The following is a 21,126-nucleotide window of genomic DNA, read 5'->3' on the forward strand; positions in this document are numbered from 1 at the left end:
TATTTTATTGATATATAAGGAAAAAGATGAAATATCCAAATACCGTCGGCGGAATGTCGCTGCTGGAAATGATGATTGCCCTCGCCATCTCCGCCGCCCTCTCCGCCTTTGCCCTGACCCAATACCGAAACCACCTTGCCAAAGGCAGACAAACTTTGGCATACAGCGAGTTGCTCCGCATTCACCAAAACCGGCAAACCGCACTGCTGAAAAACCCGTCTTGGTCGCTGCAAGAACGCCAAGCATACCTCGACCGCCTGCTCAAACACGACACCGTTCCCAAGGATTTAACCGACCATTACCACATCAGCGCCGTCCACAGCGACACCCAAAGCCATCTCACCGCCCAGCCCAAAGACCCTGCATTGCCAACCGTCTGGCTGGACGACGCAGGCCACGGCTATCTCTGTCAATCTCCCCATATCACAACCGACCCCGCAGAACGAGCCGATTGCCAAGCAATCCGATAGATACAAAAAGCCGTCTGAAAACCATGGTTTTCAGACGGCCTATTTATGCAATGGCTTCAATACCTTTATTTTTAACCAAGGTCAGCAGTTTTAAGGCTGTCCCGCTGGGTTTCTTTACTCCCCGTTCCCAATCAGAAACTTGGTTTTTGCTGATATTCAGATGAATGGCAAAAGCCGCTTGGGTCAATTCTTCCCGCTCTCTGATGGCTTTAATGTCGGCGGGAGCGAGTGGCTCGACTTGAGTCAGGTGTGCTTTGTCGTAACGTTTCATTTCACTATCGCTGATTACGCCGATTTGATGCAATCCGGCTGCCAAGTCGTGTAAAACTTCGCTTACTTCACTTTTATATTTCATGGTGTTATCTCCGTAAAAATACCCAATTCGACCAGCCTGTCCAGTTGGATACTGCTAACATTCAGATATGTAGCGGCAAAGGTTTTAAATTCCATCAGTTCTGCATGGCTGATATTTTCACGCTCGCTTTTGGCAAAGCCGTAAACGAAAAATGCTTTATCCCCGCATTTGAACAGAATAATGCTGCGATAGCCGCCACTCTTGCCCTGCCCTTTTCTGGCAATACGCTGTTTGATTACCCCGCCACCCAAATCAGCATCAACCAAGCCACTTTCAGCTCTGGCTACAGTTTCTTTTAATTCTTGGTCGCTTATGCCTTGCTTACGGGCAAATTTGGTAATGAATTTATTCTTGAATATCCGTATGATAGCCTTTCATTCATGCTAAGCATTATAGCATGACAAACACTTCTGCAACACACCAAGATACTGTATCTCAACACAAAAAAACCGCTAAATCCCTGATGAATTTAGCGGCTTGGGTATTACGACATATTCTGGAATTTGGTGGAGGCGGGGGGAATTGAACCCCCGTCCGAAAGTCCTCTACAAAGCGTTCTACATACTTAGTCGTGTCTATTTAAAAAATCTTGCTTCCCGCACGCCGACCGACAGGCCCTTGGGAAACCAGTTACCTTAAATCTTATTTTCCGACAAGTAACCCGGCGGAAAACCAGTCAATGTAAAATGACGTTGCGGTAGTCTAAACTACACAGCCCATTGACCAACTGCTGCAACGGCAGGCCTTAAGCGGCCAGTGCGTAAGTTTCGTCGTTTGCGACTATTTTGATTCAGTGTTTTACGGGAAATCTGAGACCCCGGTATGCCCGCATCTGCTTCGCAACCCCCGTCGAAACCAAGATCGCCCCCAGATAGGAACAGTCGATTATACGCAGTTTGCCCCTGCTTGCCAAGCGAAATGCTTGAGGCCGTCTGAAAATCGGGCGGCGGCAATGCCAAACCGGTTTTCAGACGGCCTGTTTGCTATCGTATCACTCAAACGCCGCTGCGTTCTTGTGCCAGAATCATCGAGCCGATACCGGAATCGGTAAAGATTTCCAGCAATAAGGCATTCGGCACACGACCATCGATGATGTGGGTGGCTTTTACGCCATTAACGGCGGCTTCGACGGCGGAACTGATTTTCGGCAGCATACCGCCATAGAGCGTGCCATCAGCAATCAGCTCGTCAATCCGTTTCGGGGTCAGATTGGTCAGCAGATTGCCCGCTTTATCCATCACGCCTGCGATGTTGGTCATCATCAGCAGCTTTTCCGCACCCAGCCGCTCGGCGAGTTTGCCCGCCACCAAGTCGGCATTGATGTTAAATGCCTCGCCGTTGCTACCGACACCGATTGGGGCAACCACGGGAATTTGGCCTTGCTCGACCAAGCCTTGAATCAGGTCGGTATCGATACTCTCTACCACGCCGACCCGGCCGATGTCGATGTTTTGCTGTTCGGGCGTATCCACCAGCAGTTTTTTGGCACGGATAAAATGGCCGTCCCGACCGGTAACACCGACGGCTTTGCCGCCGTGCATATTAATCAGCGACACAATTTCTTTATTGACATGGCCGCCCAAGACCATTTCGACAATATCCATGGTTTCCGAATCAGTTACCCGCATACCTTGGACAAACTGTCCTTCTTTGCCCAAGCGGTTGAGCATATCGTTGATTTGCGGGCCGCCGCCGTGAACCACAACGGGATTAATACCGACCAGTTTCAATAAAACAATGTCTTTGGCAAACCCTTCTTTCAAGGCGGGATCAATCATGGCATTGCCGCCGTATTTCACCACCACGGTGGCACCGGAAAAGCGGCGGATATAGGGCAAGGCTTCGGATAACACGGCGGCTTTAGCCGCTGCGGATAAATGTTCGATTGGGTTCACGGATACTCCTCGGATTGTTTTTCTTAAAAATACGGTAGATATTAATACCAACGGCCGTCTGAAACAAGCCGCTGCGTAAAAGGTTTCATCATTGCACGGAAATGTTTTAAAATGGCAGACATTCCGCAAGGAACTCTTTAGGACAATTCCATGATTAAAATCAGCACTTCATTCGATGCCGGCTCCGTTGTGGTCAAAGACGCAGGCGATCCGGCCAATATCCGCTTGGCGCTGCGTCCCGACAATGCCTCGGATTTCGCCCAATGGTTTTATTTCCGCCTGCAGGGTGCGGCCTACCAGCATTGCACCATGCACTTTGAAAACGCCGCCGCTTCGGCATATCCCGAAGGCTGGGAAGACTATTGTGCCGTCGCCTCTTACGACCGTCAAAACTGGTTTCGTGTGCCGACCCGCTACGAAAACGGCGTATTGACCATCGACCATACGCCGCTTGCCAACAGCGTTTACTATGCCTATTTCGAACCTTATTCTTACGAGCAGCATTTAAACCTGCTGGGCGACGCACAAGGCAGCGGGCTGTGCCAGATTGACGACTTGGGCAGCACGGTTCAGGGTCGCGACATCAATCTGCTGACCATCGGCAACCAAGTGGAAAGCGATTTGAAAATCTGGCTGATTGCCCGCCAACACCCCGGCGAAACCATGGCGGAATGGTTTATCGAAGGCTTTTTGGGCCGTCTGCTCGACCCGCAAGACCCAACCTCGCGCGCCCTACTCGACCGTGCCACATTCTACGTTGTCCCGAATATGAATCCCGACGGCTCGGTGTTGGGCAATCTGCGTACCAACGCCGCCGGTGCCAACCTCAATCGGGAATGGGAAAACCCTTCTTTAGAACGCAGCCCCGAAGTCTATTTCGTGCGTGAAAAAATGCAGCAGACCGGCGTGGACCTGTTTTTAGACATTCACGGCGACGAAGCCCTACCGTTTGTCTTTGTAGCCGGAACCGAAGGCGTGCCGTCTTACGACAGCCGCATGGCGGATTTGGAAACGCAGTTCAAACAGGCATTTTCCGCCGCCAGCCCCGATTTCCAAGACGAATACGGCTATGAAAAAGATGCGCCGAGCCAAGCCAATATGGGCATGGCAACCGCATGGGTAGGCGAACATTTCCGCTGTCTTGCCTACACGCTGGAAATGCCGTTTAAAGACAACCACAACCTGCCCGACGACGATTTCGGCTGGAACGGCCAACGCTCGCTGCGGCTGGGCGAAGCAATGGTTTCCGCCATTTGGAACGTGTCGGACAAACTGCGCTAAACCCAATCCGGCCAAACCCGTTTTCAGGCTGTCTGCATTTTCAGACGGCCTGTATCGTTATGATTTACCCTCGAAAGAATCCCAGACACCATGATTATCCACCCCCAATTCGACCCCGTCGCCCTCAGCCTCGGCCCGCTTGCCATACGCTGGTACGCCCTCAGCTATATCGCCGGCTTTATCCTGTTTCTCTGGCTCGGGCGGCGGCGGATTGCCCAAGGCAACACCGTTTTCACCCGTGAAATGCTGGACGACTTCCTCACATGGGGCATTATCGGCGTGATTCTCGGCGGCCGCTTGGGCTACATCCTGTTTTACAAACCGTCTTACTACCTCGCCAACCCGCTGGACATATTCAAAGTCTGGGAAGGCGGCATGGCATTTCACGGCGGCTTTCTCGGCGTTGTCGTTGCCATGTGGCTGTTCAGCCGAAAATACAAAATCAACACCCTGAAAACCATGGATTTTGTCGCCCCACTCGTCCCGCTGGGTCTCGCCTCCGGCCGCATCGGCAACTTTATCAACGGCGAACTCTGGGGACGCATTACCGACATTCACGCCGCATGGGCAATGGGTTTCCCGCAGGCACGCTACGAAGACCTCGAAGCCGCCGCCCATAATCCCCAATGGCAACAATGGCTGACCCAATACGGCACACTGCCCCGCCACCCTTCCCAGCTTTACCAATTCGCACTCGAAGGCATCTGCCTGTTTATCATCGTCTGGCTGTTTTCCAAAAAAGCCCGACCCACCGGCCAAGTCGCCGCCCTCTTCCTCGCAGGATACGGCTGCTTCCGCTTTATCGCCGAATTTGCCCGCCAACCCGATGATTATTTAGGCCTACTCACCCTCGGACTGTCCATGGGCCAATGGCTGAGCCTGCCGATGATTATCCTAGGCGCAACCGGTTTCATCTATTTCGGCAAAGCCAACGCTTTAAGCAAACAATGATACAGAAACAGCCGTCTGAAAACGGCTGTTTTTTATCTGTTTCGGCCAAACAAAAAACTTGACCTATTCCCCCTTCGCATTTATATAAAACACTTCCCCAACCGAAAGCGTGCATGCCCAAGCATGCACGGGACTGGTGTCAAAGTAGCCCACCCATTCAAAGCCAAAACATAAGCCGTCTGAAAACGAGTGTAATGAATTGCTGCACAATCCAAATCAGGTTTTCAGACGGCTTTGGTATAGCCATAATCTTTACAGTCCCGTGCATGCTTAAGGCATGCACGCTACGCCTTGTATTGCTTTGGGGTTATTTCACTATAGCGAATCAACCGAAAAAAATATAGCACCACAGCGAACCACCTTCCCCTAGCCCCTTCCCGCCAGCGGGACGGGGAACAAAGTGCAGGTGAACCAACTTAGCTTGTTACCCACCACATATTCCGACTGTCATTAGCTTGCCGATTTGTACAGAAAATTCGGTGTTTTAACTATATACATCTAATCAATCCATTATGTTGTGCTTAACCAACTCTTATATCTTGATTCAAATCAAAACACATTGAATTTACATTTAACAAACAAGCGGGAAACAGGCCGTCTGAAAATTGAGATTGGGCTTGAGCGGTTGAATTTATTGCAATCAAATAATCTCTGAAACGCCCAATTCATCAGGGATATATCGATATTGGATAGATTTTGACATTAAACATTCATTTCAACAGATATTTATAAAATCACTTAAAAATCTAATATCATTTTATTTTATTAATTTATCATCTCTTTTAAAAGTTAATAAAATGCGCCGTTGGCAAATTAAAAACAAAAATTGCCATTAACTTAACTTAACTTAACTTAACTTAACTTAACTTAACTTAACTAATGTTACTTATTGTTAAGGTTTGTTTGTTTGGTTAAGTTTTTTTATTAATTCACGCTATATACGGACATTTTAGCACATGAATAAGTTATTTAAAGTTATTTGGAATCATGCAACGTCTACTTGGGTCGCCGTTTCCGAATTAAACAAGGCCAAAGGTAAAACAAAATCTTCTTCTGCCAATAAAGCAGCAAAAGTATTGGCAATTTCCGTTGCCACAATCGGCGCAACAATTATCGGCTCATCGCAGGCAATGGCGGCGATTAGTATTAACTATAATGAGCTTACAACTCAAAAAGATCAATATGGGAATCATATTACTAGAATATATAGCGATCCAAAGCAGTCAGGCAATGATGATAGCATCTCTATTGGTAACCACAATACTTACGCTCAAAACAACGGGGTAGCGATTGGTACATGGAATACTTATGCTATCGGTCAGGCAGTTGCTATCGGTAAAACTGCAAACGGTGGCGGCGGTGACGGTGTGGCAATCGGTACTAATACCAAAGCAGGTGTTGGCACGGGTTCTGTTGCCATTGGTGGTAATGCAACTGTTAAGGGTTCTGTCAGCAGCGTGGCAATCGGTCAAAACTCAGAAGTAAATGATTCGGGTTATTCTTCCGTTGCGGTGGGTACAGGCGCTCGTGCAGTAAACTGCGGTACAGTTGCGATTGGTGGTAATGCCGTTGCTCATAATCAAAGCTCTGTGGCGTTGGGTTATGGCGCAAATGCTACCTTAGAACAATCTACGGCATTAGGTCATACTGCAAAGGCATCAAATAACTACACCACCGCAGTGGGTCAAAACTCAACCGCTGCTGGTTACGCCTCTACTTCTTTGGGTCGTGCGTCTAATTCTACTGGTGCTTATTCTATTGCATTGGGTTCACAAAGTTTGGCCGAAGGTGAACACTCCATTGCGATTGGTTCAAGCGTAGCCAATAATACTGCAGCAGGTTCAGCCTCTAAAGCCACTGGCAAATATGCGATTTCTGTTGGTTTAAGTTCAGTTGCCTCTGCAGAAAGTGCGCTTGCATTTGGTAAACAAGCTAATGCGACACAAGCCAATGCGACAGCCATTGGTACTAATGCCAAAGCGGATGGTCAATCTTCTATCGCATTCGGTTGGAATGCCTCCACTGGAGCAGAAGCTGATGGTGCGGTTGTAATCGGTAAAGATGCAATCTCAAACGATCCAGATTCTGTTGTTTTGGGTTCAGGCTCAAAAGGCGTGAAAGCGAATACGACTGTTACAACAACAAGTGTTGATGTATCTGGTATTGATTTTAATAAACCAATTAGAAATGAAAAAGGTGAGTTGGTATATCCATTCAAAGGTAAGGTTAAAGATGAAAACCACTATGTAAGCGTAGGCGCAAGCGACACTGATGCCCGCCAAATTAAATATGTTGCGGCTGGTGCAGTCAGTGCTGGATCTACCGATGCGATCAATGGCTCACAATTATTTGCTGTGGCAAAAACCTTATCTGAACAAAAATGGAATATCGCAACCGATGGTACTCGTGGTGCATTAAATACAGATGGTTCAGCTGCTGCAAATAATACAGCAAATACAACCGTTGGTTTTAACCAAACTGTAACCATTAAAGCGGGTAAAGGCTTAAAAATTGCCCAAAATGACAGAACGATTACGCTTTCTGCTGATATACCGAGCCATTCTACTGAAACGACTTGGAATTTAAAAGGTCCTAATGTCTCTTCAACCACAATCAATACTGCTGTTATAACTTCTGAAATTGCCAATGGTCATACCGTTGAATTTAAAGATGGCAACCACACCAAAGCCGATGTGCGTAAAGTTGGCACGACAACAACCGTTGCTTATCACGCAGACAGCTATCAAGGTGCTGGTCCTGTTTCTATTTCAGAAAATACCACAGCAACTAGCACTAATGCGAATAAAACTAAGGTTTATGATGTAAACGTAAATACATCAAATGTTGCATCTGTGACCAATCGAGCATCAAAAGCCGAGGGCAATAAAACGGGTGCAGTAGAATTAGGCAAAACGGGTAATCGACCACAAAACGGTTCTAATTTGGTAAATGCGACTACCGTTGTTAATGCAATCAATAATTCAGGCTGGCGTGTAACTACTGGCGAAGATGGCGGTAAACGTGATGGAAATGCTGCAACCGAAGAATTGGTACAACCGGGTGAGTTGGTGAAAATCAATGCCGGTAAAAATACCATTATCAAACAAGATGGCCAGACTATTACCCTTTCTGCATATAGCGTTACGGCTGAAGATAAGAGTGTTACTGTTACCCCAGATGATACTAATCACACTTTCAAAGTTAAAGCAAACTTGCCTAAATTCCAATCAGGCGATGAGAGCGTAACCGTTACCCCTGATGCAGCTAATCATACCTATAACATCACAGCGAAAAATAACATCACAGTGGTGAAAAAAGGTAAAAATGTTACTGTTGATGAACAAGTTAATGGCAATACCACGACTTATACCGTGAATGCGGAAAAAACCACGGTAAGCAATGGCTCGGATAAAGTGGTCGTTACGCCTAAAACTGATGCAACAACTGGCATTACCGATTATAAAGTTGATTTGTCTGAAGCGGCAAAAACCAATATTGATAAAGTGTCTAAAGGTTGGAATTATTCAACCAGCGGTAATACAAGCCCTGAAAATGTACAGCTTGGCGAAGAAGTGAAATTCGTTAATGGTACAAAAAATGTCAATATTACCCATTCTGGCAAAACCATTACGATTGGCGTGGATGATCCTGTAATTAATGGTAGCGATAATGTCAATGTTAAGAAAGGTGATGATGGCTCATTCACTATTACGGCAAAAGACAGCAAAACCGTTGTTGCAGCGGGTAAAAATGTTACCGTTGATACAGCAGTTAATGGCGATACCACTACTTACACCGTAAACGCGAATGCCTCTACTTGGACAATCAGCGGTAAAGCAGAAGTTACCGAAGGTGATACGACAGCCAATACCAACAGCACTGTTGGTAAAGATTCTAAAGGCGTCACCTTTGCAGACGGCAATCACACCACGGCAAGCGTTACCACTAAAGATAATGTTACTACGGTGAAATACAATGCTGATCATTATCAAGGCGAAGGCCCTGTTTCAATCAAGGCACTTGATAAGAAAAATGCGGACGGCACAACAACCTTTAATGTCAGCGTAAAAACCGAAGTTACACCAACCTACCCTACGGGTACTAATGGTAAACCGCTTGGTAATGTTTCGGTAACCAATGGCGATAATTTGGTGAACGGCACAACATTGTCTAATGCCATCAATAATTCAGGCTGGCGTATTACTACCAACACAACAGGTAATGCTCTGCGTGAAGGTAGTGCTGCGACCGAAGAATTGGTTAAACCGGGCGATTTGGTGAACATTATCGGTGGTAACAATACTAAGATCAAACAAGATGGTCAAAACGTTACCATTTCTGCATTTGATATTATAGCGGGTAACGACTATATCGATGTTAAAACAGATGAAAAGACCGGCAAAATTACCATTTCTGCGACCAAACCAGCGTCATCTGATCCTAGTTCTTGGGCAGTAGGTAACGCAACGGGCGAGAAAGTAAGCGATGTTAAAGCAGGTAGCCAAGTAAACTTCGTTAATGGCGTTGGCACAACAGCCGTTGTGGGTAAAAAAGAAGGGGACGATACCGTAACCAATGTTACCTTTAATGTTAATGCCACAAGTGATACATATACGCCAAATACAGCCAACGGCTCTAATAGTACCTTTAAGGTAACTAATCCAGATAATTTTGTTACTGGCAATACCTTGAACAATGCAACAAGCTACTTAACCGATAAAGGTATTAACTTCCAAGGCAATAATAACAAGAAAGATGCTATCCATAAAAACTTGGGTGCAACGCTGACTGTTAAAGGCGGTGCGAATAAACAAGATGGCACACCATCAAAAACAGTATCAGATAAAAATACCTATGTTGAAAACAGTGGTACTGAGCTGATCGTTAAGATCGCTGAAACACCAGAGTTTACAGGCGTTAATTTAACCAACGGTAGCAACACCGTTAATTTAAACCCAACCGCTGACAATACATTGACGTTCACCAATGCAAGCAATGGCAATATCACCTTAAGTGGTATTGCAACGGGTGCAAAAACCTTTAAACAAACCGAACATGATGTACCAAACACCAATACAAGCGGTCAAAATTACGAAAATATCAGCAACTTGCTTGATTTAGGTAACTCAACTGCCAACAACGCATTAACCGTTGAAGATGCCAAACATTTAGGCTGGGTGGTTTCTGCTAGTAAAAATAAAACTGGAGATAACACAGTTGCCTACGAAGATGCAGTAACTAACGCTAAAAAAGTTGATTTTGTGGGTGAAAACGGTATTCAAGTAAACGGCAAAACCGATGGCGATACTCGTACTATCACCGTTAAAGCAGATACCACAACATTGAACTTAAGCAACACCAACAAAGATGGCACGGTAACCAATGGCTCAGTTGTTGTTCCTAACGGTCAAGGCGATAAATTGGTTAATGCAACGACTATTGCAAATACTATCAACAATGTTTCTTGGGGCGTGGGTGGTAATGACGGCAAGAAAGTAGCCGATGTGAAAGCTGGCAACCAAGTAAACTTTGTGAATGGCGTTGGCACAACAGCGGTTGTAAAACCAGGTGCAAAAGATGGTGAAACCAATGTTACCTTTAACAGCGCTGTGGCTTATGTCAATACTGGCGAGAAAGCAAACGACCAATCAACCCCAAGCAATAATGCAACATTGGTGGGTCCAAAAGACTCAACCGAGGCGGTTTCATTACAAAATGTGGCGAGCGGTTTAGGTTTAACTAAAGAAGCAGCGAAAACCATTAAAGGTAAGGAATTTGCAGAGAAATTAGCCAATGCAACCGATGCTCAACTTACCAACGCTGTAAACGTGGGTGATTTGAAAAACACCGTTAATGCGACTTTAAGCAAAGTTGGCTTTAACTTAACTACTGCAAATGGTGATAAATCAGAAGTTACTGTTGCAGAAAGTGATGATGAGAAAACCCAAGCAGCAAAAGCTGAAAAAGCCCGTATCAACAACAACGAAACCTTTACTTTAGATCAAGGTAACGACAATATCGTTATTAAACAAATTGATAACGGTTATGAAATTTCTACCAATGCCACCTTAAAAGCCGATGAAGTGATTGTTGGTAAAGATGGCAAAGACGGTAAAAACGGCGTTGATGGCAAAATCGGCGTAAACGGTAAAGACGGCTCATCTGTGGTGTTAAATGGTAAAGACGGCTCTATCGGTTTGACTGGTCCGAAAGGTAAAGACGGTGTGGATGGTAAAGATGGTAAGTCAAGCTTAACATTCAAACCAGCTGATGGCACTGGCACGATCGATGAACGTGGTAAAGACGGTAAAGATGGTAGTGCAGCCAAAGATGCTAATGCGACCCGTATCGTTTACGAAACCAAAGATAAAGATGGTAAAGATATTACCCGTGAAGTGGCAACCACTGATGATGGTTTGTACTTCCAAGGTGATAACACTGAGGTGACCTTAGATCGTAAGCTGAACACTCGCTTAGATGTGAAAGGTGGTGCGGATAAAGATAAACTTTCCGACAACAATATCGGTGTTCAAGGTAGCATTGATAAGGATGGCAATCGTGTATTGGATATTAAATTAGCCAAAGAAGTGACTAATTTAACCAGCGTGGAAACGGTTAATCCGACTAACAATACCACAACCAAACAAACAGGTGATGGTATTACAATTACTCACAATCCGAAAAATGAACAAGGTAATCCGATCACAGAAGGTAAAAAACCGAATGTGAGTTTGACTATCAATGGCTTGGATAATGGTAATAACACTATTACCAACGTAACCAGCGGCTTAACCACTTATACCGATGCACCAAAAACTGGTTTGTTGGATTTAAGTAAAAAAGAAAACGGTGTTCCTGATACCAATGCAGCGACCGTTGGCGACTTGAGAAAAATGGGTTGGATTGTCACAACCAGCAAAGATGGTAAAGATAAGCCTTACTCAGACAAAGTACAAAATGCTGACACAGTTGATTTTGTGGGCGATGGCGTAACTGTAACTGGTGAAACTAAAGACGGTGTTCGCACAATTACCATTAAAGCTGAACCAACTAAAGCGAGCGAAACCAAGTGGACATTAAATGGTAAAGACGAAAATGGTGCTGACACTAATAGCACCGTTGGTAATGGCAATGCTGTGAACTTTGTTAATGGTGTTGGCACAACGGCAGTTGTGAAAAAAGGTAAAGACGGTGAAACCAATGTGACCTTTAACAGTGCGGTGGCTTATGTCAATACTGGCGATAAAGTAAACGACCAATCAACCCCAAGCAACACCACTAAATTAGTTGGCCCGAAAGACAGCACAGACCCAGTGGCGTTGAAAAATGTGGCAAGTGGTTTGCGTGATGTTGAGGGTGCAAATACCAATGCAACCACCTTTATTAAGGCGTTGAAAGAGTTAAATAGCACTAAAGAGACTGACAAAGCAACCTTAGAAACCGCAGTGAATGTGAGTGATTTGAAAAATGTTGCACAAGCAGGTTTGAACTTCACAGGTAACAATGCTGACCACCACGCCGACATTCACAAAAACTTAGGTGAAACCTTGACAGTGAAAGGTGGCATTACAACCATCGCTAAAGGTAATCCAAATGCAGGTAACGCATCAAAAGCCGTATCAGATAAAAATACCTATGTTGAAAATGATGGTACAAATCTGATCGTTAAAATTGCGGAAAACCCAGAGTTTACTGGTTTGAATTTAACCAATAAAACAACTGGCGATAACCCTGTAACCAGCACTGTAAACTTTGATCCAACCACCAATAAAGATGGCGATACAACCTTAACCTTAAATAATGGTACTACAGGTGGTAATGTCGTGATCTCTGGTGTGGCAAATGGCACAAATACTTATGGTGGCGTTTCTGCAGAAGGCGATAAATTAACCAAAGTTGGTGATAGCTATTACAAAGCAGATCAATTTGAAAACGGTAGCTTAAAACCTAATGCAACGCCAACTGCAGTGAAAGATGGAAACCAAACCAATGCATTAAATGGTCTGGCTGATTTAGCCACATCGGTAAATAGCAATGCAATTACCGTGGGTGATGCGAAGAAACTGGGTTGGGTTGTAACAACCAGTGAAGATGGCAAAGAAGATCATTATGCAGATAAAGTACAAAACGCTGACACTGTTGATTTTGTGGGCAAAAATGGCGTAACCGTAACCGGTGAAACCAAAAAAGGTGTTCGTACTGTTACCGTTGATGTAGATGCACAAAAAGTGGTAGAAAGTGCGCAATTACCAGTGGTTTATACCGATAAAAACGGTAAGAAAGTGTATAAAGTGAAAAAACCAGATGGTTCTTATGTCTTTAACACCCAACCAGATGGCAAGGGTACGGAAGTTAAGCCAGAAGATGTCATCGCCTCTATGAACAGCGGTGGTAATAACACTTCAACACCAGTGGCATTGCACAATGTTCAAAATGCAACGCAAACTTATGCTGTGGCACCAAAAGCCCCAACTACGGGCGATAATCCGCAACCATATATCCCTGCGAATATCACCAGTTATCTTAAAGGTGGTGATGCACCGTTTAGCAAATTGGCGAACTTAGATGCAGCAAATCCAAATGCGGCGTTAACCGTGGCGGATGCACGTAATTTAGGCTGGGTTGTTGGTGCTGGTAAAAATGATGGTGGCAACATTACCAATACCTATGCAGCATCAGTAACCAATGCTCAAGTGGTTGAGTTTGTGGGTGATGATGGCGGTATTATTACCGTTGAAGGTAAAACCCTTGAGAATGGTATTCGTCAAATCAAGTTGAATGTGACCAAAGATGCATTGAAAGGGCTTAAAGGCGATCCAGGTGATAAAGGCCCTGACGGTGATAAAGGCCCAACTGGCGATAAAGGCCCAACTGGCGACAAAGGTCCTGATGGCGATAAAGGCCAACCAGGCGACAAAGGTCCTGATGGCGATAAAGGCCAACCAGGCGACAAAGGCCCTGATGGCGACAAAGGCCAACCAGGCGACAAGGGTCCTGATGGCGACAAAGGTCAACCAGGTGATAAAGGCCAACCAGGTGATAAAGGTCCTGATGGCGATAAAGGCCAACCAGGCGACAAAGGCCCTGATGGCGATAAAGGCCAACCAGGTGATAAAGGTCCTGATGGCGACAAGGGTCCTGATGGCGACAAAGGTCCTGATGGCGATAAAGGCCCACCAGGCGACAAGGGTCCTGATGGCGACAAAGGCAGGCGACAGGGTCCTGATAAAGGTCCTGATGGCGACAAAGGCCCTGATGGCGATAAAGGCCAACCATGGCGACAAAGGCCCTGATGGATAAAAGGCCAACCAGGCGACAAAGGCCCTGATGGCGATAAAGGCCAACCAGGTGATAAAGGTCCTGATGGCGATGGCAAGGGTCCTGATGGCGATGGCGACAAGGTCCTGATGGCGGTCCTGATGGCGAAAAGCCAACCAGGCGACAAGGGTCCTGATGGCGACAAAGGCCAACCAGGTGATAAAGGTCCTGATGGCGACAAAGGCCAACCAGGCGACAAGGGTCCTGATGGCGACAAAGGTCAGCCAGGTGATAAAGGTCCTGATGCGACAAAGGCCAACCAGGTGATAAAGGTCCTGATGGCGACAAAGGCCCTGATGGCGATAAAGGCCAACCAGGCGACAAAGGCCCTGATGGCGATAAAGGCCAACCAGGCGACAAAGGTCCTGATGGCGATAAAGGCCAACCAGGTGATAATGGTCAACCAGGTCAAGGCGGCAACGGCGGCTCTGGCAACTTTAACCTAACAACCAACGGCGATACCTCCGTGATCGATGCAATTACCGATGCTGGTAAGAAAGCTGAAGCAACCCGTATCGACAACGGCAACACCTTTAATTTAAATGAAGGTGATAAGAATATCGTTGTTAAACAGATCAATAAAGGTTACGAGCTTTCTGCTAATACCAATTTCCAAATTGGTGAGAAAGGTGAACCGGGCGAACCAGGTGAAAATGGTGCGGAAGGTAAACCAGGAAAACCTGGCGTTGATGGCAAAATCGGCGTAAACGGTAAAGACGGCTCATCTGTGGTGTTAAATGGTAAAGACGGCTCTATCGGCTTGACTGGTCCGAAAGGCAAAGACGGTGTGGATGGTAAAGATGGTAAATCAAGCTTAACATTCAAACCAGCTGATGGCACTGGCACGATCGATGAACGTGGTAAAGACGGTAAAGATGGTAGTGCAGCCAAAGATGCTAATGCGACCCGTATCGTTTACGAAACCAAAGATAAAGATGGTAAAGATATTACTCGTGAAATTGCAACCACTGATGATGGCTTGTATTTCAAAGGTGATAATGACACCGTTTTAGATCGTAAATTGAATACCCGTTTAGATGTGAAAGGTGGTGCGGATAAAGATAAACTTTCCGACAATAATATCGGTGTTCAAGGTCGTATTGATGAGAAAACTGGTGAACGTGTATTGGATATTAAATTAGCCAAAGAAGTGACTAATTTAACCAGCGTGGAAACAGTTAATCCGACTAACAATACCACAACCACACAAACAGGTGATGGCATTACGATTACTCACAATCCGAAAGATGAACAGGGTAATCCGATCACAGAGGGTAAAAAACCGAATGTGAGCTTGACTATCAATGGTTTGGATAACGGCAATAACCAAATTGTTAATGTGGCAAATGGCACAGTGACTTATGGCGATAACGCAAGCAAAATTGGCGGTTTAACGAACAATACCAATGTGCCAGATAGCATCAAAAACTTGGCTGATTTGAACAATTCGAATGGTTCAAATGCAATCACTGTAAACGATGCGAAACGTTTAGGCTGGATTGTTCAAGCGTCTGAAAATGAATATAAAGATGCGGTGAATAACGCTAATATCGTGGACTTCAAAGGTAATGGTTCATTTGTAAGCGTAACGGGTAAAACAGACGAAGCAACTAAAGTGCGTACGGTTAGCGTGGATGTGGATGCACAAAAACTTGTGGAAAATGCACAGTTACCAGTGGTTTATACCAATAAAGAGGGTGATAAACTGGTTAAAGTTGGCAACAACTTCTATAAAGCTGGTGATGTTGTAAATGGTAAGCCGTCTGAAAATGCAACGCCAGTTAAAGCTGGTGATGTCATTGCCTCGATGAATAATGGCGATAACAGCACCACAACGCCGACAACTTTGGCTAATGTGAAATCGAACTTGCCTGAAACTCGTAATACAGCAGATGGCAATAAAGCAGTAACGACATCACAACAAGCTCCAAGCGATGTTGAAAACATCACTAACAACGCTGCAACAGCGGGTGATGTATTGAATGCAGGTTGGAACTTGCAAGGTAACGGTAATGCTGTTGATTTTGTGAAGACTTACGATACAGTGAACTTTGCAGATGGTAAGAATACCAATGTAAACGTAACCTCAGACGGTACGGTAAGCAAGGTTGTCGTTGATGTTAAAGATCAATTAACTTTAGGCAAACCATCTGAACCAGGTAAAGACGGCAAACCGGGCAAAGACGGTGTTGATGGCTTTATCGGCGTAAACGGTAAAGACGGCGTTTCTGGTGTTGCAATCAACGGTAAAGACGGTTCTATCGGCTTGCGTGGCCCGAAAGGTGCTGATGGTAAAGACGGTTCAAGTTTGACCTTTAAACCAGCTGAAGGCACTGGCACGATTGATGAGCGTGGCAAAGACGGCAAAGATGGCAGCACAGCCAAAGATGCTAATGCAACCCGTATCGTTTACGAAACCAAAGGTAAAGACGGTCGAGACATTACCCGCGAAGTGGCAACCACGGATGATGGCTTGTACTTCCAAGGTGATAACACTAATGTGACCTTAGATCGTAAGCTGAACACCCGCTTGGATGTGAAAGGCGGTGCGGATTCAACCAAGCTGACTGAGAAAAATATCGGTGTGGTTGGTCGCATTGACGAAGATGGCAACCGTGTTCTTGATGTGAAACTGGCTGAAAACATTGATTTGGGTGCTAAAGGCAGCGTGAAAACTGGCGACACCACCATCAATGATAATGGCGTAGCCATTAATAATGGTCCAAGCATTACCAAAGATGGTATTGATGCCGGTAACACAGTGATCACCAATGTCGCACCGGGCGTTAATCCGACCGATGCGGTGAATGTGAGCCAGTTGAAACAAAACATTGGTGATGTCAACAACCGTATCAACAAGCTGGATAAGGATTATCAAGCGGGTATCGCCGGTGTGGCTGCATTGGCCGGTCTGCCTGAAATCCATATGGCGGGACACTCTATGCTGTCTGCTGCGGTAGGCAACCATAAAGGTCAAAGCGCCTTGGCTGTGGGTTACTCACGCCTGTCGGACAACAGCAAAGTGAAGCTGAAAATCCAAGGTAGTGCGAATACCCAAGGCGATATCACCACCAGCGTTGGCATTGGTTACGCTTGGTAACAAGCTAATCTTTCCGACTAAATAAGAAGCAGACAGCGAAAGCTGTCTGCTTTTTTATCATGAATAAGCCAAAAGATAACTATAGTGGATTTACTTTAAAAGTAGTACAAGGCGGCGAGCCGAAGACAGTACAGGTAGTACGGGAAACCAAGTGTAGCGTGCTTGCCCAAACATGCACGTGTTCTTTAAATTCCACATGAATGCTGTCTGAAAACCGTAGGTTTTGCCAAAACGAGGGAAGCAAGTTTCTGCGTAACTAAAACCAAAGGTTTCGCTAAAATCAGGAAAAGGTGGTTTACGTTGTCATACTTTTAAAATGAATTCACTATATATAGTAAATCAACCGAAAAAATATGACACCACAGCGAGCCACCCTTCCCCTACCCCCTTCCCGCCAGCGGGACGGGGAACAAAGTGCCGGTGGACCAACTTAGCTTGCCGATTTGTACAGAAAATTCGGTGTTTTAACTATAGTTGGACATAAGAAAGCTGCACCTTTTAAAGTTGGAGGAAGTGTCCAACTTTTGGGGTACAATTCAACATTTTCAGACGGCCTCCCGTATATAACAAAATCATCTTTCTAACAAACAAACCATTCTTTCCCATTTACCGGCGGGGTCAGTAAAGTATCGGGCAATCTGAGCGATAAGGAAACCACCATGACCGCAAATTCCGCCCCACTGCTGCGCTTTATCACTGCCGGCAGCGTTGACGACGGCAAATCCACCCTCATCGGCCGTCTGCTTTACGACAGCAAAACCTTGTTGAGCGACCAAATCGACAAGCTCAACCGTGCCGCCGATAACGGCGAAACCCCTGATTTCGCCAGCCTGACCGACGGCTTGGCGGCCGAACGGGAACAAGGCATCACCATCGATGTCGCCTACCGCTATTTTGCCACTGCCAAACGCAAATTCATCATCGCCGACACTCCCGGCCACGAACAATACACCCGCAATATGGTAACCGGCGCATCCACCGCCGATGCCGCCATTATTTTGGTGGACGCTACCCGTGTCGATTTCAGCGGCGAGACCCCCGTATTGCTGCCGCAAACCAAACGCCACAGCGCCATTTTAAAACTCTTGGGCTGCCCGAATATCATCGTGGCCGTCAATAAACTGGATTTGGTCGGCTATGATGAAACCAAATATCAAGCAATTGTTGCCGCCTACCGTGCGCTTGCAGAACAAATCGAACTGAACGTATCGCTGCACTTCCTGCCAATCAGCGCCCTGCAAGGCGACAATATCGTCAGCGCCAGCGCCAACACCCCTTGGTATCAAGGTCTGCCGCTGCTGCCTTTACTCGAAAGCCTGCCCGTTTCCCGCCACAACGCCGCCGGTCAGCCCGCCTACTTCTCCGTGCAGCGTGTCGCCCGCCAAGACGGAAGCAGCAGCGACGACTTCCGAGGCTACCAAGGCCGATTGGAAGCAGGCCGTCTGAAAACCGGCGACGAAGTCAAAATCCTGCCCAACGGCCAAACCGCCCGCATTGCCGAAATTTACAGCCCCGAAGGCAAAACCGACAACGCCGAAGCCGGTGACGTATTGACCATCACACTAGACACCGACATTGACATTTCGCGAGGCAACGCCATTGTCGCCGCCGCCAGCCCGGTTGCACCGGAACAACAATTCCAAGCCGCCCTGTGCTGGTTTGACCACACCCCGCTGAACATCCGCCGCAAATACCTGCTGAAACACACCACGCAAACCACCGCAGTAAAAATCAGCGCCATCGACTATGTGTGGGACGTACACACCCTCAGCCGAGTGCAATCAGCGGACGATTTGAAACTCAACGACATCGGCCACGTCAGCCTGAAAACCCAACAGCCGCTGAACGCCACCGCATACGACGAAAACCCCGCCACCGGCGCATTTATCCTGATTGACGAAGCCACCAACCACACCGTCGCCGCCGGTATGATCCGCAGCCGCAACACAGCGGACAGTTTTGAAATTTAAAGCATCAAAGCCAAAATAAGCCGTCTGAAAACCGCAGGTTTCGCCAAAACGAACGTAACGAGTTTTCAGACGGCTTCAGTGTAATATTTACAGCCCCGTGCATGCTTAACGCATGCACGCTACACCTTGATTTAAAATGAAATTATGATATTCACAGACCTTTTTCAGGAATAACAGCTACGGTTAAACAGCCGTCTAAAAACAATATCCGATCGTAGCGTGCATGTCCAAGCATGCACGGGGTTGCGGTCAAAGTAGCCCACCCACTCAAAGCCAAACCATAAGCCGTCTGAAAACCGGTGTAATGAATTGCTGCACAATTCAAATCAGGTTTTCAGACGGCTTTAGCATAACCATAATATTTATAGTTAAAACACCGAATTTTCCATACAAAAGCAGGCGTATAGTAAATCAACCGAAAAAATATGACACCACAGCGAGCCACCCTTCCCCTTATATATTTCACTCCGTTAAGGGAGTGTAAATTTATCAGATAAGCCCTTGACAAGTTTAATTAACCGACTTTCAAGGGGTCTGAAATGTCAACAATTAACCGTGTTTCTACATATGCTGATGATGTCATCATGCAACCGTTGCCACTACGGGCTGAATGTGCGCAGCGCATTCAGCTTCCTTGTCTAAATAGTAACAACTGCATTGAGGGTAGCAACAACTCTTCAAATACTGCCAAAACCTTACCAATCGGCTATGAAAAATTTCTACCTAATGAAATGAAAGCTGATTTCAACCAGTTTTCTACTTCCCACAGAAAATCATCGGCTGCTTTAGAAATGAATGTCCGGCAATTTATTGAGGCATTCGGAATTAATCATGTCGGTTTTTTAACGCTGACTTTCGCCGATGATGTCCAAGATGTCAAAGAGGCTTCCCGTAGATTTCACAGTTTGCGGACGAATTTTTTAAGCAAACATTTCAAGCATTACGTTTGTGTATACGAACGCATGAAAAGCGGTCGTATACATTTTCACCTTATCGTCAATACACGTGAAAACATCCGCCGAGGTTTGAATTTCAGACAAATACAGGCCCGCAATTATACCAGTGCCAATAAAGCACTGCGACAATTATGGGCTTTGCTTCGTGAAAATATGGGCAAGTATGGTTTCGGGCGTTCTGAATTGCTACCGGTTAAGACCAACAGCAAAGGTTTGGCGAAATACGTCAGCAAATATATTAAAAAACACATTAACAGCCGTCTTCCCGAAGATAAAGGTTACAGGCTGATTCGCACTACGATTGATAAACAGAGTTTATGGAAAATTGCCAACAGTAATTTTTCATTTGTCAGTGCTGGTTCCCGACTGTGGCGGGAACAGCTTCAGAAATGGATTATTTGCATTGAACCGTATCTTAAACAATATGCCAGACAGGAGTTTGCCCGTGAATTAAAGCCGATTACCGAAGAAAACTACAGCCAGATTTTAAGCAGCCTAATTAGCCCCAAATGGGCATTTTATAACCGGGAAACCATTTTAAATATGTAAGGAATCCATCATGAGCGAACCCCAAAAGAAACAGGGATTTTTTGTTGTTGCTGCATTTGACCGCATGATTGTACGGGAACGTAAAAACGAAGACGGCAGCTATACCAAAACCCATTATGTCGGTTTGATTGTACGTACAGAAGAGGGCACACGTCTGTGTCAGGTACGCACCAAGCAGCCTGAAAAATACAGCCATTACAAACTGAATGATATTGTCAATATGGAAGTATTTCCACGGGCATTTAAAGACAATATCTATTATTCGGACGAGACATAATCAG

12 protein-coding genes and 1 other RNA gene are annotated in these 21,126 nt (G+C 45.9%); 9 read left to right on the forward strand and 4 right to left on the reverse strand.

Annotation, left to right across the window (positions count from 1 at the left end; genetic code table 11):
- Nucleotides 1–26 precede the first annotated feature (26 nt).
- Nucleotides 27–470 carry a prepilin-type N-terminal cleavage/methylation domain-containing protein gene (locus PJU73_RS04240; RefSeq protein ID WP_237091220.1) on the forward strand — a complete coding sequence of 148 codons (444 nt, stop codon included), beginning with the start codon at nucleotides 27–29 and terminating at the stop codon, nucleotides 468–470.
- 43 nt (nucleotides 471–513) lie between these two features.
- On the opposite strand, the gene PJU73_RS04245 is transcribed toward PJU73_RS04240, so the two are convergent.
- The 4 genes from PJU73_RS04245 to argB all read right to left on the reverse strand — a co-directional run bounded on the left by PJU73_RS04245 (nucleotide 514) and on the right by argB (nucleotide 2,720).
- Nucleotides 514–825, reverse strand: coding sequence for a helix-turn-helix domain-containing protein (locus tag PJU73_RS04245; RefSeq protein WP_237091219.1), 312 nt, complete (start codon nucleotides 823–825; stop codon nucleotides 514–516).
- Nucleotides 822–1,190 carry a type II toxin-antitoxin system RelE/ParE family toxin gene (locus PJU73_RS04250; protein ID WP_237091272.1) on the reverse strand — a complete coding sequence of 123 codons (369 nt, stop codon included), beginning with the start codon at nucleotides 1,188–1,190 and terminating at the stop codon, nucleotides 822–824. The genes PJU73_RS04245 and PJU73_RS04250 overlap by 4 nt, the downstream gene beginning before the upstream one ends.
- A 139-nt stretch (nucleotides 1,191–1,329) precedes the next feature.
- Nucleotides 1,330–1,694: a transfer-messenger RNA gene (gene ssrA / locus PJU73_RS04255) on the reverse strand.
- Nucleotides 1,695–1,820: 126 nt separating this feature from the next.
- Nucleotides 1,821–2,720, reverse strand: a complete 900-nt coding sequence (gene argB, locus PJU73_RS04260; protein ID WP_237091218.1) for an acetylglutamate kinase — start codon at nucleotides 2,718–2,720, stop codon at nucleotides 1,821–1,823.
- Nucleotides 2,721–2,870: 150 nt separating this feature from the next.
- On the opposite strand from argB, the gene PJU73_RS04265 reads away from it, so the two are divergent.
- From PJU73_RS04265 to PJU73_RS04300, 8 genes are all read left to right on the forward strand, one after another.
- The gene (locus PJU73_RS04265) at nucleotides 2,871–4,001 is read left to right on the forward strand and encodes a M14 family metallopeptidase (protein ID WP_237091217.1); all 1,131 of its coding nucleotides are present in this window, start codon (nucleotides 2,871–2,873) and stop codon (nucleotides 3,999–4,001) included.
- Nucleotides 4,002–4,091: 90 nt separating this feature from the next.
- Nucleotides 4,092–4,952: a prolipoprotein diacylglyceryl transferase gene (gene lgt / locus PJU73_RS04270; RefSeq protein WP_237091216.1), complete on the forward strand. Its 861-nt coding sequence runs from the start codon at nucleotides 4,092–4,094 to the stop codon at nucleotides 4,950–4,952.
- A 956-nt stretch (nucleotides 4,953–5,908) separates the two neighbouring features.
- On the forward strand, nucleotides 5,909–14,245 hold the full coding sequence (locus PJU73_RS04275) for an ESPR-type extended signal peptide-containing protein (RefSeq protein ID WP_272607634.1): 8,337 nt from the start codon (nucleotides 5,909–5,911) through the stop codon (nucleotides 14,243–14,245).
- A 126-nt stretch (nucleotides 14,246–14,371) separates the two neighbouring features.
- Nucleotides 14,372–14,716 (forward strand): collagen-like triple helix repeat-containing protein, encoded by a 345-nt coding sequence (locus PJU73_RS04280; RefSeq protein ID WP_272607636.1) that lies wholly within the window; start codon nucleotides 14,372–14,374, stop codon nucleotides 14,714–14,716.
- Nucleotides 14,717–14,736: 20 nt separating this feature from the next.
- Nucleotides 14,737–17,370 carry a YadA-like family protein gene (locus tag PJU73_RS04285; RefSeq protein WP_272607637.1) on the forward strand — a complete coding sequence of 878 codons (2,634 nt, stop codon included), beginning with the start codon at nucleotides 14,737–14,739 and terminating at the stop codon, nucleotides 17,368–17,370.
- 659 nt (nucleotides 17,371–18,029) lie between these two features.
- Nucleotides 18,030–19,340: a sulfate adenylyltransferase subunit 1 gene (locus tag PJU73_RS04290; protein WP_237091214.1), complete on the forward strand. Its 1,311-nt coding sequence runs from the start codon at nucleotides 18,030–18,032 to the stop codon at nucleotides 19,338–19,340.
- Nucleotides 19,341–19,924: 584 nt separating this feature from the next.
- Nucleotides 19,925–20,845 carry a rolling circle replication-associated protein gene (locus PJU73_RS04295; protein WP_237091796.1) on the forward strand — a complete coding sequence of 307 codons (921 nt, stop codon included), beginning with the start codon at nucleotides 19,925–19,927 and terminating at the stop codon, nucleotides 20,843–20,845.
- A 10-nt stretch (nucleotides 20,846–20,855) separates the two neighbouring features.
- Complete coding sequence (locus PJU73_RS04300) at nucleotides 20,856–21,122, forward strand: hypothetical protein (protein ID WP_237091769.1); 267 nt, start codon at nucleotides 20,856–20,858, stop codon at nucleotides 21,120–21,122.
- Nucleotides 21,123–21,126 lie beyond the last annotated feature (4 nt).

The sequence above is a fragment of the Neisseria lisongii genome (assembly GCF_028463985.1).
Classification (GTDB): Bacteria; Pseudomonadota; Gammaproteobacteria; order Burkholderiales; family Neisseriaceae; genus Neisseria; species Neisseria lisongii.

Bases quoted from the DNA above. Each gene is read 5' to 3' on its own strand.
- PJU73_RS04265 (WP_237091217.1), top strand. From the start codon at position 2,871: ATGATTAAAATCAGCACTTCATTCGATGCCGGCTCCGTTGTGGTCAAA.
- PJU73_RS04280 (WP_272607636.1), top strand. From the start codon at position 14,372: ATGGCGAAAAGCCAACCAGGCGACAAGGGTCCTGATGGCGACAAAGGC.
- PJU73_RS04290 (WP_237091214.1), top strand. From the start codon at position 18,030: ATGACCGCAAATTCCGCCCCACTGCTGCGCTTTATCACTGCCGGCAGC.
- PJU73_RS04300 (WP_237091769.1), top strand. From the start codon at position 20,856: ATGAGCGAACCCCAAAAGAAACAGGGATTTTTTGTTGTTGCTGCATTT.
- PJU73_RS04295 (WP_237091796.1), top strand. From the start codon at position 19,925: ATGCAACCGTTGCCACTACGGGCTGAATGTGCGCAGCGCATTCAGCTT.
- PJU73_RS04240 (WP_237091220.1), top strand. From the start codon at position 27: ATGAAATATCCAAATACCGTCGGCGGAATGTCGCTGCTGGAAATGATG.
- PJU73_RS04275 (WP_272607634.1), top strand. From the start codon at position 5,909: ATGAATAAGTTATTTAAAGTTATTTGGAATCATGCAACGTCTACTTGG.
- lgt (WP_237091216.1), top strand. From the start codon at position 4,092: ATGATTATCCACCCCCAATTCGACCCCGTCGCCCTCAGCCTCGGCCCG.
- PJU73_RS04245 (WP_237091219.1), bottom strand. From the start codon at position 825: ATGAAATATAAAAGTGAAGTAAGCGAAGTTTTACACGACTTGGCAGCC.